Raw genomic sequence first — 17,529 nt, forward strand, 5'->3', positions numbered from 1 at the left:
GAAAGTGCATACCACCTTAATTATACTATAGTTTATACAAAAAAGAAAAAGTCCTCTTGCTATTGAGTAACAAAAAAAAGCAGAATTACTCTGCTTTGTGAGGATAAATACTACCCTTTACAATAGAACTTTGAAAATAATGTAACCAACTTCAAATGTTCTATCAGCCTAAATATCACAACATAAATCTTAGTCTGGATTCTCTCTCCCCTTACTGATTTTGAAAATGGTGTTAGTTTTGATCTAAAATTTTCTTTACAAATCCAATCCTGTATTCTCCTATGTTGTTCAACAAATTGCTTACTTGATGCAGCTTTCCCAGAAAAGAGTAAATACCAAATATAATATCGTTTGACATAATATTTTATATATTCAGAATCTCCTGCAACATCTTTTAAACAACTTAAAAAATAAATTATATCAATTTTAGGGTTAAAACCTCTTTGCGAAGTATTTGAAATACTTCGTTCATTAAAGAACCAATTATACCCATTGTAATCAATTACCTTTATTTTATCAGTTAAATTATAGGCAGTTAAAGTAAAGATAACATCTTCACCAATTGGATAATCAAAAAACTGAATATTATTTTCCCTTAAAAATGAAGTGCGATAGATACGTGCCCAAGGTGCCACCACTATATATTTTGACCAATCAGTCTGAGATAGATCTTGTTGGAAAAGAATTTTATGTTCTTTGTTAACACGTTTATAGCCACCAATAACAATATCTAATTTTTCCTTTTCTATCGCCTTATAAAAACACTCTAAGTAATCTGGAGCAATAAAATCATCATTATCAATAAAGACTATGTATTCACCCTTTGCAAGGGCTATCCCTCGATTTCTAGTCTTAGCTACACCCTCATTTTCCTTATCTACAACCCTAATACCATCATTTTTTGAAGCATAGTTTTGAATTACTTCCAAAGAGTTGTCGGTAGAGCCATCATTTAAAATAATAATTTCATAATCCGAAAATGTTTGATCTAAAAGTGAATCAATACACTGACCGAGTCCTTCTTGTGCATTATAAACCGGAATAATTACTGAAATAGCTGGTTTAGACATTAATACTCCTCTTAAAATTTTACTATTACATTGTTTTATATATTCTCAATAGCTTTGGTAATAAAATGATTGATAATCTTAGACCTAATAATCTTGTAATCTTACCGGTTAAATTAAACGAACTATTCTTTATTTCATTTGAAAATTTCAAAAGATACTTGTATTTTTTTAACAGATACATAATCTCAGAATTTGAAATATATTGACTTACATATGGTAAGACTGAGATATATGAAATTGCAAAGTAAATATTTATCGCTTTACGAACATTATTCTTACATTCTCCAATATTCGTTAAACCTATATCTATACTTTTTAATATGTCATATACATTTTTTTCTTTAACCACATTAGTAATACTTCCAATTCGATTCTGCCTGTACTTATAAGATTCTATATTCAAAATAGAATATTTCGCAGTTAGTTTTAAAAGATATGAACAATATAAGCAATCCTCTGATAGGAATCCAACAGGAAAATCTAAAGTTTCCTCAACAAATAAATTTCTTCTGATACATTTGTTCCATGCTGGAGCCGTTAAAACACTATTCCTAACCAAGTCAATAACGTTTTCTTCAATATTTCCTGACTCTGGAACAGAGTTAAAATCAATTCTAGCACTCTCATCTTTTCCATAATACTTATCATAAGAAAAAATTACTACATCGCTTTTATAGGTATCAATATTTCTAGATAAGTTATCAAGGAACTCTAGATTACTCCAAAAATCATCACCATCAACAAAGAGTATAAACTCACCTTTAGAGTGTTTAATTCCAGTATTTCTAGCTGCAGATAATCCCCCATTGTCTTGATGAATTGTCCTTACCATTTTGTATTTAGAAGCTAACTTATCGCAAAGTTCTCCCGTCACGCCATCTGTAGAACCATCATCAATAATAAGGATTTCATAGTCTGATGCTTGAAATTTCTGATTTGCTAAGCTAGTAATACACTCTGATAAGTAATCTGCAACATTATAAGCAGCTACCACAATTGAAAATTTCATATTATTTTTTCTTTCTAAAAATAGTATAAGGACTCGTAATAAAATAAATTACTAACGATACAATTAACCATGAAATCATAGCACACAAAAAGGATAGTGAGGCACCCAATATTTCATATTTCAACACAAGTGTTCTTGCAGTCATTATCGAAACCAAGTAACCAACTACAAAAGAAATGATTAAATAGTGTTGTTTTCTAAATACTGTTAGAATGTTATCACACACAGTTGAGAAGGTACTAGCAACACCACCCATCAATAAAATTAAAAAGCTACTTTGATACTGTTTCAAATCTGTTCCATAAACTATATCTAATGCTGGAATAGCAATGAAAGCTCCAACTATATAGATGAGTGTACATGTACCTAATAAAATACGAAATAGATTATTTTTATACGTAATAAAATGAGAAATTTTCTTTTCTTCAAGAAACACTGCAAGTTGTGTAATCATTGGTCTTAGAAAAATAATCATTAAATTCATTGCAAATATCGGCGTAAATAAAATACTAAAGTCTCTTTGAACACCATTACCAATTAATCCCTTATTATAAATATCATTTAAAGCATACTTTGGTTGATTGTAAATTGAAACTAATAGAAATGCATTAATAAACAATGGTAGACAATCTTTAAATACATTAACAACTTTGCGCGGTTTTACATTTCTGAAATTTAAGATATGGAATAACCTTGAATTAGTATAATCAAATAAAGCAATAAAAAGAAATGAGCTTATTGTTTGCAATATTACTGACCACAAGAGATTTTTTGAAACAAGTAGAACTAGAGCAAATACAACAGTAGAGATTGTATTTCTCAAAAACAATGATTTACCTGCAATATCTAATCGTTCTCTTTGTTGAAATAATCCTTGAAAAACGTCTGATAGAGCTTCACTCACTCGGAAAAAAGACACCCAAAATATTATACCTATATTTGCATGTGTATTAGGATTTAAAATGATATAACCAATCAAAAGTAGAACCATTAAAATATTTGAAACTATCCTAGCAATCAAGTAAGTATCAAAAGAATACTTTTCTTTGATATCTGTCGCCTGAAAATCTCTTACTTGAAAACTAGCTACAATCACAAATAAATTAGCAATAGCATATGCAAAACTATAGATATCTGCTGAAGCACTATCTAAAACACGAGTAACAATAAAAAGAAGGATTACGGAAACAGCTGCGGAAGACATACTACCAAGGATATTCCAGAAAAAAACTTTTTGGGGAGTTACATTTTTCAAGTACTTTACTCTCTTTCGATTAACAATATTCCACTTATTATATCATAAGATTTTTAGAGGAATGGAAAACATAATTACTTATAATATCTCTCTTTAAGTAGCATTTTAAGCTTCTAAGATATTACTACTGATTAGTCATTAGAATTTTGTGCTTTTACATACTGCCTCATTATTAATCGTGCTATCCATTTAGGCCAGAAAATTTCAAACGTCTCTAAATCTTCTTTCGAACGAGTGTTATCACTAATTGTTTTAGAAGTCTCTGATTCTTGATGAATACGATGACACATTAGCTCCTTCGGAACAAAAGAGAAGTAACCATTCATACTACCAATTTTATACCAAGCAACCCAATCCAAATTCCCTTTTAAATTCTCATCAAATTGGAAACCTTTGAGTTTATCAAGATTGTAGGTTACAGCAGGACAACATATAGCATTTCCAAATGCTAGAATTCGTCTTCTCCAAATTTTATTTGAAGATAATATATTTATTGCTTTCAACATGAAGGTTTTGATTTTCAAATTTGTTGTTTTAGCAATTTTTTGTCCATCTTTTTCCTCAAAGTAATCAGAATAAATAATTAGAGAATCTGGTACTTTACTTGCCTTCTCCATAATTTCTAGGGAGTAAGTAGGAAGATAGTAATCGTCTTGATGAGCAATAGTAGCATACTTCGTTTTAACGAAGGAAAGTGCATTGTTCCAATCTTTCCCTATTCCCCCTCCTACTTTAGAGTGGTAAGGAATATTATATTTCAAGCACAAGTTTTCAATATAATCACTAGGAGTCGACGTATACAAAATCACCTGAGATTTCAACTCTTGATTTACTAATGATAAAATACATTCCTCTAGGAATGGGCTATCTCCATAAGCACATATAACAAATGTATGTTGATTTTCTGAAGTCATTTGTCTCCTTTTTTATTTAAATAGTCATTAAGATATTTCATCCCTAACTAAAACGACTGTATAATCTCTTTTACTTATCTTTCCCTCTCAAGGCAATTGTTTGTACTAAGTTTTTGAACTTTGTATCAAGTTTAGATAAGCGAACTGTTAATTGATATTGATTAATCAGTAGAAGGAAAATGATAAAGAGGAAAATAAAGTTTACCGCCGAAACAATTCCTAATGCTCTCGCAATTATCTCAGCTAATTTTGGAAAGACACTAAATACAAGTAAAACTAGTGAAAAGAAAATCCAAAATAGTGAGTCATTAATTTGGACTTGAGATTTTCGAATCCCTCTAAGAATAAAGGTAACGGTTGCTAGAGATACAAAAATTAGAACAATTTGAAACCAAATAGTCATGGAGTCTAGCCTCTCTTTCTAAAGTTTTGAATAAGTAGGATTGACACAAACATATGAGTCATATATTTAATCGAACGAGAGAGAGTCAAATAACTTTCTCCCGCTTGTCTATCTTCCATTCTAACTTGTGCTTCCGCAACTTTTACACCATTACGGATGAGATAAGAAACGGTATCTGGCTCTGGACCATAGTTAATATTAAGTGCAAACTCTTTAATTAAATCTTCTGAGAACATTCTCATTCCTGAAGTTGGATCCTTGATTGTTTTACCAGTGGTAAGTTTGATGGCTGAACTTATCAAGATATTTCCTAACATTCGTAAAGAATTTGGTCGTTTCTCTGTAACAAATCTAGAACCAATAACTAAATCAAAGCCATCATTGATTTTCTCTTCCAAACTTTGAATATATTCAGGTAAGTGTTGACCATCAGCATCAAATTGCACCGCTTTTTTATAACCATGCTCATATGCATATCTTAAACCTGTTTGAAAAGCCCCAGCAAGACCGAGATTCACTGGCAAATCAACAATATTGTAATGATTCTCATGGCAAATTTGTGAAGTTTTATCACGGGAACCGTCATTGACAATAACGTAGTCATATTGAGGATAGTTTTGAATGATGTTGTTAACAACATTTTCAATTGAGCCTTCTTCGTTATAGGCTGGGATAATAATGAGTAAATCTGACATTTTTATACGTAGTTTCTCCTGAAAACTCTATTGAAAAAGGGCAGCCAAATATATTTCAGATTAATTCAACTGACCTTGGTTTTTATTTCACTTCTTGTTTGTAAAACTCTTTCAAAGCATCTTGCCATGTTGGGATGACAAATCCAGTAGCCTTAGCCTTAGCCAAACTCATTGTTGAGTTAAGAGGGCGTTTAGCTTTAGCTGGGAATTGACTTGAATCTACAGGCTTCACTTCAACATCAGTCTCTTTGAGGATTTCAACCGCAAAGTCGTACCAAGTTGTATCTTCTGCTGCATCATTTGACAGGTGATAGTAACCGTATTCCTTCCGGTTTTCAGCCAAATAAGTCATAAACTCTGCCAATGTACGTGTCCAAGTTGGACGACCATGTTGGTCATTAACAACTGTAAGTGTCTTATGAGTCTTGGCAAGATTTTGCATGGTGAAGACAAAGTTCTTACCATAGTTACCGAACACCCAAGCTGTACGGATAATGTAGTAGCTTGAAACATGTTTTTCAACTAACTCTTCACCCATACGTTTTGTACGACCGTACTCTGTCTGTGGATCTGGTTTGTCATCAACTTCCCACTCTTGACCGACTGGTTTTTCACCATCGAAAACGTAGTCTGTTGAAATATAAACTAGCGTTGCACCATGTTTTTCAGCAGCCTTAGCGACATTTTCAGTACCTGTCACGTTGATAGCATAGTCAAGCTCTTTACCTTCATCTTCAGCAGCATCAACAGCTGTGTAAGCAGCACAGTGATAAACCAAGGTTGGTTTTACTTCCGCAAAAACTTCATCTACTTTGGCAGCATCTGTGATGTCCATTTCTGCCACATCTACTGCTACATATTCTTCGTTACGTTCGTCAAGAAGGTGACGAAGCTCAGTTCCGAGTTGGCCATTTGCACCTGTTACTAGAATCATATTTTTCTCCTTGTAGTTTCCAATAATGTCAGTTTCATTTTAACAAAAAAAGCAGAAAAAATCTGCTTTCATCCTTAGTTTTTCCACGCAGGTGTAATCCCTAAGATAAATCCTCTATAGACAATTGTAATTAAATATAATATTAAAACACTGGATGTTGAAAAAATAGCAATATAATACTTAGCTTTTGGGGATATTTTAAAATTCATTTTCATTCCTAACCAGGACATCAATGGTATAAGAAAAATAATGTATGCATGTAAATATCTACCTGTCAGATCATCAAAAGAAAAATGTTCAGGATGTGAGCTATAAAAGCCTAAAAATATACCAAACCAATTTAATAGATAAACTATTAGACCAGCTAGAGCAGTAGGTAGTCTGTATCCACTCTTTTGAGTTGACATCATTACTAATACTAAACAAACAATCCAACAGATATTCACTATATCCGGAAGATTATCCTGAACTACAGAGAATAATGTTGCACCCCTCCCACCCATAGTTGCAACATTAAAGTAATTATTGAAAAATACTTTTATCAAATCGGGAATATTATAGACTCTGTGAACAAATAAAACAACTGTTAAGAATAATAAACTAGTTACAATTGCTAATAACACTCTTGATATTCTAGAACAACGTTTAAGTGCTGATAATATAGGATTATATACTATTGGAATCCCCAATAATACTGGTAAAGCAAAAATATAGTTAAGTTTTGTTAACAAAATCAATGCTATAGTCATTACTGTATAAACAACATCTTCTTTCCTTACATCTGATACTTTTTTTAACTGACTCAAATACAAGAAATTTGTCCCAAAGGCTGCTACAGCAAGAAACGCAAAGATATCATATGATGGACTAGCTATTTTTTGCATAAAAGGAACAGTAAATATCATCAAGAAAATCAGATGATCAAACTTAGCCCTTCTAAAAATTAGATACATTCCTCCCAAAAAGAAGATTAAATTAAATAATCTAGCAGAAAATAGCATTACACCATAACTTGGATAAACTATCCTTCCTATAAGTAAACCAATTGCGGGGATAAAATGCCCAACATCTATTTTTGATGTTAGATTTTGATCGGTTAAAACATTAAATTTAATTCCATCATTGGCAACACTTTTAATCTTTTCACCATAAAATTTTCTTATAGAAATTTGTTTAGGTTGGCTAATAGCAATAAGTTCAATTTCTCTTAATTTTTTTTCCGAGGTCTCCCTAGGAAATGTCTCGGAAAACATAGAATAACTTTTTGCCATATGGAAGCCTTCATCCCCATTTGAAAGAGGATAAGCTGCAAACAATGATATTAGACCAAACAAAAGAACAATTAACATAAAGGCGTTAATTGTTTTCTTTTTTTCACTCATTCCTTCACCCTTTTTCTTTAATAACATACACTGGCCGTTTCTTGGTTTCTAGGAAAATCTTTGAAATGTAGTTCCCGATGATTCCCAAGGCTAAGAGTTGGATTCCTCCGATAAAGAGGATGATTGAGACGAGGCTTGCCCAGCCTGCAACACTCCCACCTATAGTTAGTTTTCGGATAACGACAAAGACAATTCCAACCAAAGAGATTAAGAATGAGAAGGTTCCTGCCCATGTGGCAAGCTTCAACGGTACTTCTGAGAAGTTGATAAAGCCATCAAGTGAATAGCTCAATAGGCTCCAGAAAGACCATGAGGTTTCTCCTGCTACACGTTCACGATTTTCATAAGAGACGTAGGCCACATCAAAGCCGACCCAAGAAAAGAGCCCTTTTGAAAAGCGGTTCACTTCCTTGAGCTCAAGGATGGCATCAACGACTTGACGAGTCATCAAGCGGAAATCACGCGCCCCGTCTACCATTTCTGTGTCAGAAACTTTATTAATCAACCAATAAAAGGCCTTAGCAAAGAGTGAACGAATAGGTGGCTCACCCTTGCGGTCAGCACGTCGTGTCCCGACAACGTCGTAACCTTCTTGGATTTTGGCATACATCTCGATGAGAAGTTCAGGTGGATCCTGAAGATCGGCATCCATAACTGTGACGTAGTCGCCTTCAGCTGCTTCAAGGCCTGCAAGTAAGCCTGCTTCCTTCCCGAAATTACGAGAGAAAGAGAGATAGTGAACATTTTCAAATTGTTTTGAAACCTGTCTCAGAACTTCTAAGGTGCGATCTTTTGAACCGTCATTGACAAAATAATAGTTGAAAGTCAACTGATTGGTCATTTGTCGTTCAACTGCCTGACAAGCCTCTAAAAAAGGATGGATGGTCTCTTCCTCGTTATAACAAGGAACAACGATAGCCAGTGTTTTCATAAGCCTTCTCCTAACGAATACCTAGGGCGATACGGGCATAACGGCTCATTTTTTCGATAGTCCATGCTGGTGTCCAGACCAACTTGACCTCAGTCTTAGTGACTTCAGGCACTTCTTTCATAGCGTCATAAATTTGGTCTGTCAAAAGATCTGCCAAAGGACAGCCCATAGTCGTCAAGGTCATGTCGATTTCAGTATAGCCATCTTGCTGGAAACGAATATCGTAAATAAGGCCAAGATTGACAATATCAATCCCCAACTCTGGGTCAATGACCATTTCTAAGGCTTCCAAGATACGGTCTTTGATTTTTTCAATTTCTTCTTCAGTGTATTTTACTTCAGACATAGCTTTTCCTCCAAAATCAGGACCTAATAATCAGGCCCCTTCCATTTACTATCTTAGTCTTCAATAAAGTCTTTAAGTTGTTTACTACGGCTTGGGTGGCGCAATTTACGAAGGGCTTTAGCTTCAATCTGACGAATACGTTCACGAGTAACGTTGAAGACTTTACCAACATCTTCCAAAGTACGCATCTTCCCATCGTCAAGACCAAAACGGAGACGTAGAACGTTTTCTTCACGGTCTGTAAGGGTATCAAGCACTTCATCCAATTGTTCACGAAGAACCACACGAGTTGTGTAATCTACTGGATTTTCGATAACTTCATCCTCGATAAAGTCACCCAAATGGCTATCATCTTCTTCACCGATAGGTGTTTCAAGAGAAACTGGCTCTTGAGCAATCTTAAGGATTTCACGAACCTTATCTGGAGTCATATCCATACGTTCTGCAATTTGTTCAGGTGTTGGGTCTTGTCCCAACTCTTGCAAGAGGTTACGTTGTTCACGGACCAATTTATTGATAGTTTCAACCATGTGAACTGGGATACGGATGGTACGTGCTTGGTCTGCGATGGCACGAGTGATTGCTTGACGAATCCACCATGTCGCATAAGTTGAGAATTTGAAACCTTTAGAGTAGTCAAATTTATCAACGGCTTTCATAAGCCCCATATTACCTTCTTGAATCAAGTCCAAGAACTGCATACCACGTCCCACATAACGTTTAGCAATTGAGACTACCAAACGAAGGTTAGCTTCTGCCAAACGTTGTTTCGCTTCCAAGTCACCATTTTCAACAGCGATAGCCAATTCTTTTTCCTCTTCGTTACTCAAGAGAGGAACTACCCCAATCTCTTTGAGGTACATACGAACAGGGTCATTGACCTTAGCTGAGTTTGAACCAAGAAGCTCCTCGTCTGTCAATTCTTCTGGTTTTGGGGCTTCAACAACATATTTAGATGAAGGATTTCCGTCCTTATCAGTGATAGAGATACCACCGTCTGTCAAACGTTCCAAAAGGTCATCAATCCCATCAGCATCAAGAACAAATGGGATAACTAGTTTCTCTGTGACTTCATCATCAATTGCTGTACCAGCCTTTTTGTGGTTACGGATGAAATCAGCGACTTGAACGTTAAATGCTGTATTTTGTTTTTTCTTTGCCATGTGTTACTCCATATCTCGTTTTTGGTCGATGAGCATTTGCAGCGCTTCTACCGCTGCATCCACATCACCGTGGTTACTTGATTCTCTTATTTGTTTACTTTGCCTACGGAAGTCCTGTTCCCTCAGAAAATGATTTCTACGCTCTTCAATAGCCTGGACTTCCTCTAAACTGGTTTCAGGTGGCAAAATCTCCTCTAAAACCTGATAATAGGCTGTTTGCACCTCTTGAGAAAGTACAGACAAGGCCACCGTATCGATTTGACCATCTTGCTTCAGAATATGATAGAGCTCCTCTAACTCAGGTGTTTGGAAGAAAAACTCCTCTCTCATGCGATAGTCATTCAAAATCATCGGATGATTTAACATGCGATGGAAGAGTTGGTTTTCCGCTCGACGAAGGCCTGTAATCTTAGGTGTAGAAGGTAGTTTGACCGTCCCTCTGAATCCTGACGCTGAAGACTCATAAGCACTATTACTAGCAGCCGATAATTGAGCCGTCTGCTGATTCCTCATAGTCAATCGTTCGTTATTGACCGCTTGCTCGACTTGGAAAAAATCAAAGTCTGGCAGAAGGTCAGCCACCTTGGAAATGTAGGAATTTTGTGCCGTTACAGAAGGTGACTTGGCAATAATCTTAGCAATCTGCTCGACATAGGCAATCTCTGCTTGAAGATTGTCTACATTGGCAGGCTTGAGCTGTCCTATCCAAAATTCCACATCTGAAATGCGGGATTCGACCAAGAGTTTACCCAAAGCCTCTTCAGATGTTTTCTGTAGATATTCATCAGGGTCCATATTATCTGGAATTTTAACAATATCGACTTGAAAATCCGATAAAAGCTCAAGAGACTTGGCAATCGCATTTTGCCCAGCCTTATCACCATCATAGGTAAGAACAATTTTCTTGGTTAACTTACGAAGACGATTGACATGCTCAGGAGTCAAAGCCGTTCCCATAGAAGCCACTGCATTAACATGCCCAGCTCTATAGGCCGCAATAACATCCATGAACCCTTCCATCAGATAGACCTCATGGGTTTTCTGTATCACTGGCTTAGCCTGATTGAGGTGGTAGAGTTCATAGGACTTATTGAAAATACGAGTAGCCCTTGTATTTTTGTACTTGGCTTGTCCTTTTTCAATATCTTCCTTAGTCCAAACACGCCCTGAAAAACCGATGGTCTTTCCAAACTCATTTTTAAGCGGGAACATGATTCGATTTTTAAAGGTATCGAAAAGACGATTACTTTCAGAAAGATTAAAAAGACCTGATTCTGTCAGTACCTCTTCGTCATATTTTTTTGATACAGACTGATAGAGGTAATCTGGTTCGTCAGGGGCTAGACCAATCTGGAAGGTCTTAAGTAAATCGTCAGTCATGCCACGTTCATAGAGGTAGGCACGCGCTGCTTCTCCTATCTTAGTCGTCATCAAGACTGCGTGATAAAACTTCAGCGCATCCTCATGAAGATCATAGAAAGCTTGATTAGGAGAATTCTGCTGCTGAGCCTGTCTTGGTGCATCTATCGTAACTGCAATACCTAAGCGGTCTGCCAGAACCTTGACACTTTCTTGGAAAGAAATCTGACGATATTCTTCTAAAAATTTGAAGACATCGCCAGACTTGCCACAACCAAAGCAATGGTAAAACTGCCTATCCTCAATAACGTTGAATGAGGGAGTTTTTTCCTTATGGAAGGGGCATAAGCCAAGGTAATTACGACCTGCGCGATTAAGACTGACAACTTCACCAATCACGTCGACGATATTGGTACTACTCTTAATATCTTCTATTAAAGCTTTATCAATTACCATCTAATCGCCCCCTATCTTACCATAATTGCATTACCTCTAATTATAACACGATGAAAAATGAAAGTAAAATAAAATCGATTTTTTCATGAGCAAATCTCTTGTCAAGATTTACAAAATCAGATAAACTATTAGAAGTAAATAAAAGAAAGGATTCATTGTCAAAATGATTAAAGAACTTAAAGACTTTTTGTTCAAGGGTAACGTCCTTGACCTCGCTGTAGCCGTTGTTATGGGGGCTGCTTTCAACGCTATTATCACTTCACTTGTTGGTGATATCATCACACCACTTATCCTTAACCCAGTTGTTAAGGCCGCTAACGTTGAGAACCTTTCTAAATTGTCATGGAACGGTATCGCATACGGTAGCTTCTTGAGCGCAGTTATCAACTTCATCATCGTTGGTACTACTCTCTTCTTCGTTGTTAAAGCTGCTAGCAAAGCAACAGCTCTTAGCAAAAAAGAAGCTGAGGATGCTGCTGAAGCAGCAGGTCCATCACAAGAAGAATTGCTTGCTGAAATCCGCGATCTTCTTGCAAACAAATAATTTTTATTTGTTCAACTAAAGACATATGAAACTCAAGACGTCTGAAATCTCAGTCGTCTTATTTTTTGTATCTCAGGACTACTAACTGACTTGTTTATTCGATGAAAAGAAAAAAACTTGAGAAGACTCAAGCTTTTTTCTGTTAATTTCATTCTTAATTAGAATTTTTTACGTTTGCGAGCTGCCTCTGATTTACGTTTACGTTTTACAGAAGGTTTTTCGTAATGTTCACGTTTACGAGCCTCTTGAAGAGTACCAGCTTTAGTCACAGAACGTTTGAAACGACGAAGAGCGTCGTCAAGTGATTCGTTTTTACGTACTACTGTTTTTGACATTGAATTCACCTCCTCAAGATAATGTAACATTTTACACGTTCTATTCAAGTATACAAGACTCGTCTTTTTCTGTCAAGAAATATATTTTAAGTTTGAGTATTTTTGATATCAAGGCTATTTTCTAAATCTTATTGGAGACTATCTGAGGCTTTGCCATACAAAAAAACTAGAGGAATCATCCTCTAGCTTATCTTTTACTCAACTGCTGTGTATTTAGAAGCATCCTTGATGTACTCGTCGTAAGTACCGTTGGCTTTCATTTTCTTGATGACTTTGTTGACTGCTTCTTTCAATTTGTCATTGCCTTTAGCCATTGCAACTGCTTTAGCATCACCATCGTCAACTTTGAGGGCAACACTTGCCAAAGCCAAATCTGGATTTTGTGCCACGTAACCTTCTGCTACTGGTTTTTCAAGGTCAACAGCATCAACTTGGCCAGATTTAACCTCGTTAATGGCTTCACCCATTGCTGTAAGTGATACAACTGTTGAATCCTTCAATTGTTTCTTAGTAAGTCCTTCTTCGATAGTACCTTTTTGAACAGCTACTTTTTTACCTTTAAAAGCATCAAGGCTTGAGTAGGTAGATTCTTGATCTTTACGAACGATGATAGCATTTTGTGTTTCGTAGTAAGGATCTGAGAAATCGAAGGTTTTCTTACGTTCATCAGTCACTGAGATACCAGAGATGGCAATATCAGCCTTACCAGCTTGAAGGCTAGAAAGGACATTGTCAAAGCTCATTGTTGTCACTTCAAGTTTAACCCCAAGTTCATCAGCGATAGCTTGTGCCAATTTGATGTCTGAACCGACAACTTGGTCTTTACCGTCTACCAAAGTTTTGAACTCAAATGGTGCATAGTCTGGACTGACAGCCACGACAAGTTTTTTATTTTCTTTAATAGATTCGTAAGCGTCTTTTTTTGACCCACATGCTACCAAGGTAACAGCAGCAAGGAGAGCCATGGCTCCAAGGAATAGTTTTTTCATAAGAAACTCCTGTATAAATATAATTTTTGCTCGTTTATTTTACTTAAAATTAGTGGTATTGTCAACATTTATTAAGAAATTGCGACAGTTTTTCTAAGCCCTTTTGAAGGACTTCCTTATCACAACAATAACCGATGCGGACATGGGACTCCTTGTCAAAACGGTTCCCTGGAACCACAAGCACACCATAGTCCTGAAGAAGCTCTAAGGCAAAATCTTCGATAGGACGATTCACATCTAATTTGACGAAGGAAGTTGACACACTAGCAGGCCTAACCCAAGACGCCTTAGGCTCTTTGGCAATCCAGGCATCCATAAGGGCGAGATTTTCCTCTACAATCTGACGGTTGCGTTTCAAGATGGCCTCTTTATTTTCCAAGACAAGGGTAGCCACCATATCATCAAAGACTCCAGCACAAATCATCGTGTAGTCGCGGTAGTCACGTAGAATGTCCGCCACCTCAGTGTTAGAAGCTACCCAACCCACACGAATACCAGGAATGGAATAGGTCTTTGAAAGACTGTTGACGGCAATGCCCTTTTCATACAAATCCACAATAGAAGGTGCAGGTTGGTCAAAACTGCGATAGACCTCATCTGAGAAGATATAGGCGTCTACTTCTTTAGCGATAGTCACAAGCTCCTCAAGGTAAGCAGTATCCATAAGGGCACCAGTAGGATTGTTGGCATTGTTAATGCAGATCATCTTGGTATTTGGGTGAATCAGACGGCGAAGTTGGTCCAAATCAGGCAACCAGTTATTGTCCTCCTCAATCTCCCAGAGGTCCACATCTGCTCCTAGTGACTTAGGAATGTCATAGAGCTGCTGATAAGTTGGATACATGGAAATGACATGGTCCTCAGGCTCAATAAGCGCATAAAGAGCTAGCATCGTCGCTCCTGTAGCCCCATTAGTTTGGAGGATATTATCAACCGGCATGTCCTTGTATAAGCTAGACACTTGAGTTTTGAACTCTGGTGCCCCTTCAATCCAGCCGTAATCCATCTTTTTCTTTAGTAGTTGAGCAAAAAAGGCTTCCTTATCAAGGCCTGATAAGTCAAATAATTCTTCCATTGTGAGGGCCTTAATTGAAACTCCTGCGATATCATATATGGCAGACTTTTCATGGACATTCAGCCATTCTTCAACACCAAAACGTGGTAGCTTCATAGTTTCTCCTTGCTTTTCTTAAGCACTCTATACGATGTCATTTGTCTATTTTGACAGACTTACCTACTTTGATAATAACTGTTTTTAGCAGAGAATTCAATAAAAAATGGGGTATTCCCCCATTTAGATTTAAGAATTTTTGACGACTCCCCTTGAGTGAGCAAAGCCAACACCAAACGAGACTTTCCGCCGTTGATGAAAGCACCTGAAATTGACTCGTTTCAGGTGCTCAGAAGTTTTAAATTTACTTACTTTGTTTGTAGGTTGATGCTTCTTTTAACCATTGGTCAAATTTTCCAGAGTCTTTAGTCTCTTTGATGACGGCATTGATTTCTTTAAGCAAGTCATCTGACCCCTTACGTGTTGCGACTGCATAAGCATCTGAACCGTCTGACTTGAGGTTAAAGTTGGCAAGGGTTAAATCATCATTTTGAGCGATATAACCTTCTGCAATGGCCTTCTCAAGTACAACTGCTTGAAGCTGTCCTGACTTGAGTTCATTAATCATTTCGCCATTTGAAGTCAGTGATACTACACTTGCCTTAGAAATTTGTTTCTTAGCAACGGTTTCTTGAACAGAGCCTTTTTGCGTACCGACAGTTTGTTTTGCGAGACTATCAGTGCTTGTATAGTCATTTACCTTGTCTTTTTTGACAATCACTACATTTTCTGACGTATAGTAGCTGTCTGAAAAATCATAAACCTTCTTACGTTCGTCTGTCACCGAAATCCCTGCAATGGCAATATCGGCTTTACCACTTTGCACGTTAGCAAGAACATTATCAAAAGACATCACGGAAAATTCAACCTTTACACCGAGTTTTTCACCGATAGCTTTGGCCAACTCGATGTCTGCTCCAACTAGCGTATCTTTGCCGTTAACCAATGATTTGAACTCAAATGGTGCAAATTCTGATTCTGTTGCCACGACAATTTTCTTCTTTTCCTTAATCGTTTTGGGATTTACTCCCTGACTTCCGCTACAAGCAACTAGAAAGCAGGTAGCGACTAGAGCTGTAAGGATAAACCAAAATTTCTTCATATAATAACTCCTTATTTGCTAGAACTCTTAAGTGAAAGAGTGTAGGCATCTTGAACATAGCTGTCAATCTTACCTTCTTTTTTGAGTTTAGCGATAACCTTATTAACCTTTTCTTTTAGCTTATCGCTTCCTTTAGGCATCGCTACAGCATAGGCATCTTTTGAATCAGACTTGAGCGTGATGTCTGACACAGCTAGGTCGCTGTTTTGGTCTACATAACCTTTTGCAATGGCCTTTTCAAGAACTACTCCTTCAACTTGACCAGACTTCAATTCATTGATGGCTTCGCCAGGTTGCGCCAAGGATACCACATTAGCATCTGACAAGTTGGCTTTGGCGATATTTTCTTGAATAGAACCTTTTTGAACAGCTACAGATTTTTTAGCAAAATCACCTGTTTGTTTGTAAGTTCCTGTCGCATCTTTCTTGACAACAAGAACCGTTTCAGACTCATAGTAGGTATCTGAGAAATCAAAGATTTTCTGACGTTCCTTAGTGGCAGATATTCCGGAAATGGCGATGTCTGCTTTACCAGATTGAACATTTGCTAAGACATTATCAAAAGACATTTCAGAGAATTTGACTTTTACGCCAAGCTCATCTGCAATTGCCTTAGCAATTTCGACATCTGCCCCAACAATCGTATCCTTACCATTTTGAATTGTCTTAAATTCAAAAGGAGCAAAGTGAGGATTAAGAGCAACTGTCAATGTCCCTTTATCTTGTACCTTTTCCAAAGAGTCCTTCGACGAAGAACAAGCTGCTAAAGCTGTCAAAGCGAAAATCCCTGCAAATCCCAACAAAAGTTTTTTCCATGTTTTCATAATCAATCTCTTTTCTATATTTATTAACTTATGTAAGTATAATAATGTATTATTATGCATTTGTCAACGAAAAAATGGACTTTTATTGATTATAATTTTATTTTTATTAATATTGGCATTGCTATAAATCTTGTAATTCGTTTATTTTAAAGCCTTCTATCTGATTTTAAGACAAAAAAACTATTCATTCATTTGAATAAATAGTTCATTTTATTACCAAAATTCTCGGACGAAGTCATCTTCAAGGCGCTCCCGATAGAAAAGTTCTGAGAGATTGTCTTCTTCAAAGACACGTAGCAGATTGAGCATGTCATAAGCCAAGTCCATCTTAGGCACATCCTCCCTGGCAACCCAGCGAACTTCGCCCTCCTCTGTTGAATGGATTTCTCCTTCAAAATCTGAGGTCCTATAGAGGAAAACCAAGTACCGTTCGTTATCTGTCGTGTAAAAATGCTTCATACCAACTAATTTAGGGTTTTTGATGGTCAAGCCAGTTTCTTCTTTAACCTCACGGATAACTGATTCTACCAGACCTTCATGTGCTTCGATATGGCCACCGGGTAGGGCTGCTCCCGACCAGTAATAACGCTTTGGATCGCGGATTTGCATGACAATATTTCCACGGCCATCTTCGATGAGACACATATTAGTTAAAATAGTTGCTTGTGAACGTGACATATATTTCCTTTCTTACTTATATTGCCTAA

General features: G+C 36.6%; 19 protein-coding genes. 1 reads left to right on the forward strand and 18 read right to left on the reverse strand.

All coding sequences use genetic code 11. The features are described from left to right. Positions 1-110: 110 nt before the first annotated feature. The 12 genes from BSR19_RS07670 to dnaG form a co-directional block, all read right to left on the reverse strand. Positions 111-1,070, reverse strand: coding sequence for a glycosyltransferase family 2 protein (locus BSR19_RS07670; protein WP_156246950.1), 960 nt, complete (start codon positions 1,068-1,070; stop codon positions 111-113). A gap of 25 nt (positions 1,071-1,095) precedes the next feature. Then, positions 1,096-2,079 carry a glycosyltransferase family 2 protein gene (locus BSR19_RS07675; RefSeq protein WP_060972648.1) on the reverse strand — a complete coding sequence of 328 codons (984 nt, stop codon included), beginning with the start codon at positions 2,077-2,079 and terminating at the stop codon, positions 1,096-1,098. A 1-nt stretch (position 2,080) separates the two neighbouring features. Further along, positions 2,081-3,334 carry a lipopolysaccharide biosynthesis protein gene (locus BSR19_RS07680; protein ID WP_156246951.1) on the reverse strand — a complete coding sequence of 418 codons (1,254 nt, stop codon included), beginning with the start codon at positions 3,332-3,334 and terminating at the stop codon, positions 2,081-2,083. Between the two features lie 131 nt (positions 3,335-3,465). Beyond that, positions 3,466-4,248, reverse strand: a complete 783-nt coding sequence (locus tag BSR19_RS07685) for a glycosyltransferase family A protein (protein WP_060972646.1) — start codon at positions 4,246-4,248, stop codon at positions 3,466-3,468. A 70-nt stretch (positions 4,249-4,318) separates the two neighbouring features. Then, positions 4,319-4,651, reverse strand: coding sequence for a DUF2304 domain-containing protein (locus BSR19_RS07690; RefSeq protein WP_011227433.1), 333 nt, complete (start codon positions 4,649-4,651; stop codon positions 4,319-4,321). A gap of 5 nt (positions 4,652-4,656) precedes the next feature. Continuing rightward, entirely contained in the window at positions 4,657-5,352 is a 696-nt protein-coding gene (locus tag BSR19_RS07695; RefSeq protein WP_197092260.1) for a glycosyltransferase family 2 protein, read from the reverse strand. A gap of 76 nt (positions 5,353-5,428) precedes the next feature. After that, on the reverse strand, positions 5,429-6,280 hold the full coding sequence (gene rfbD / locus BSR19_RS07700) for a dTDP-4-dehydrorhamnose reductase (RefSeq protein WP_060972644.1): 852 nt from the start codon (positions 6,278-6,280) through the stop codon (positions 5,429-5,431). Between the two features lie 74 nt (positions 6,281-6,354). After that, positions 6,355-7,689 carry a glycosyltransferase family protein gene (locus tag BSR19_RS07705; RefSeq protein WP_227071900.1) on the reverse strand — a complete coding sequence of 445 codons (1,335 nt, stop codon included), beginning with the start codon at positions 7,687-7,689 and terminating at the stop codon, positions 6,355-6,357. Next, on the reverse strand, positions 7,667-8,593 hold the full coding sequence (locus BSR19_RS07710) for a glycosyltransferase family 2 protein (protein ID WP_060972642.1): 927 nt from the start codon (positions 8,591-8,593) through the stop codon (positions 7,667-7,669). Before BSR19_RS07710 ends, BSR19_RS07705 begins: the two co-directional genes overlap by 23 nt. Positions 8,594-8,603: 10 nt before the next feature. Continuing rightward, complete coding sequence (locus BSR19_RS07715) at positions 8,604-8,939, reverse strand: metal-sulfur cluster assembly factor (protein WP_002891474.1); 336 nt, start codon at positions 8,937-8,939, stop codon at positions 8,604-8,606. 53 nt (positions 8,940-8,992) lie between these two features. Then, entirely contained in the window at positions 8,993-10,102 is a 1,110-nt protein-coding gene (rpoD, locus tag BSR19_RS07720) for an RNA polymerase sigma factor RpoD (protein WP_002884252.1), read from the reverse strand. Between the two features lie 3 nt (positions 10,103-10,105). Further along, positions 10,106-11,917 (reverse strand): DNA primase, encoded by a 1,812-nt coding sequence (gene dnaG / locus BSR19_RS07725; protein WP_060972641.1) that lies wholly within the window; start codon positions 11,915-11,917, stop codon positions 10,106-10,108. A gap of 163 nt (positions 11,918-12,080) precedes the next feature. Here dnaG and mscL point away from each other — a divergent pair, with 163 nt between their 5' ends. Further along, positions 12,081-12,461 carry a large conductance mechanosensitive channel protein MscL gene (gene mscL, locus BSR19_RS07730; RefSeq protein ID WP_002884705.1) on the forward strand — a complete coding sequence of 127 codons (381 nt, stop codon included), beginning with the start codon at positions 12,081-12,083 and terminating at the stop codon, positions 12,459-12,461. Positions 12,462-12,619: 158 nt separating this feature from the next. Here the strand turns inward: mscL and rpsU are convergent, their stop codons facing one another. The 6 genes from rpsU to BSR19_RS07760 all read right to left on the reverse strand — a co-directional run bounded on the left by rpsU (position 12,620) and on the right by BSR19_RS07760 (position 17,500). After that, positions 12,620-12,796, reverse strand: coding sequence for a 30S ribosomal protein S21 (rpsU, locus tag BSR19_RS07735; protein WP_002884573.1), 177 nt, complete (start codon positions 12,794-12,796; stop codon positions 12,620-12,622). Between the two features lie 194 nt (positions 12,797-12,990). Beyond that, positions 12,991-13,785, reverse strand: a complete 795-nt coding sequence (locus tag BSR19_RS07740; protein WP_002891479.1) for a transporter substrate-binding domain-containing protein — start codon at positions 13,783-13,785, stop codon at positions 12,991-12,993. Positions 13,786-13,846: 61 nt separating this feature from the next. Further along, positions 13,847-14,956, reverse strand: coding sequence for an aminotransferase (locus tag BSR19_RS07745; RefSeq protein WP_002891480.1), 1,110 nt, complete (start codon positions 14,954-14,956; stop codon positions 13,847-13,849). A gap of 244 nt (positions 14,957-15,200) precedes the next feature. Then, positions 15,201-15,998: a transporter substrate-binding domain-containing protein gene (locus tag BSR19_RS07750; RefSeq protein WP_002891481.1), complete on the reverse strand. Its 798-nt coding sequence runs from the start codon at positions 15,996-15,998 to the stop codon at positions 15,201-15,203. Positions 15,999-16,009: 11 nt separating this feature from the next. After that, the gene (locus BSR19_RS07755) at positions 16,010-16,822 is read right to left on the reverse strand and encodes a transporter substrate-binding domain-containing protein (protein ID WP_037598319.1); all 813 of its coding nucleotides are present in this window, start codon (positions 16,820-16,822) and stop codon (positions 16,010-16,012) included. A gap of 213 nt (positions 16,823-17,035) precedes the next feature. Further along, positions 17,036-17,500 carry an 8-oxo-dGTP diphosphatase gene (locus BSR19_RS07760; protein ID WP_002891484.1) on the reverse strand — a complete coding sequence of 155 codons (465 nt, stop codon included), beginning with the start codon at positions 17,498-17,500 and terminating at the stop codon, positions 17,036-17,038. Between the last annotated feature and the right edge of the window lie 29 nt (positions 17,501-17,529).

The sequence above is a fragment of the Streptococcus salivarius genome (genome assembly GCF_009738225.1).
Lineage (GTDB): Bacteria > Bacillota > Bacilli > Lactobacillales > Streptococcaceae > Streptococcus.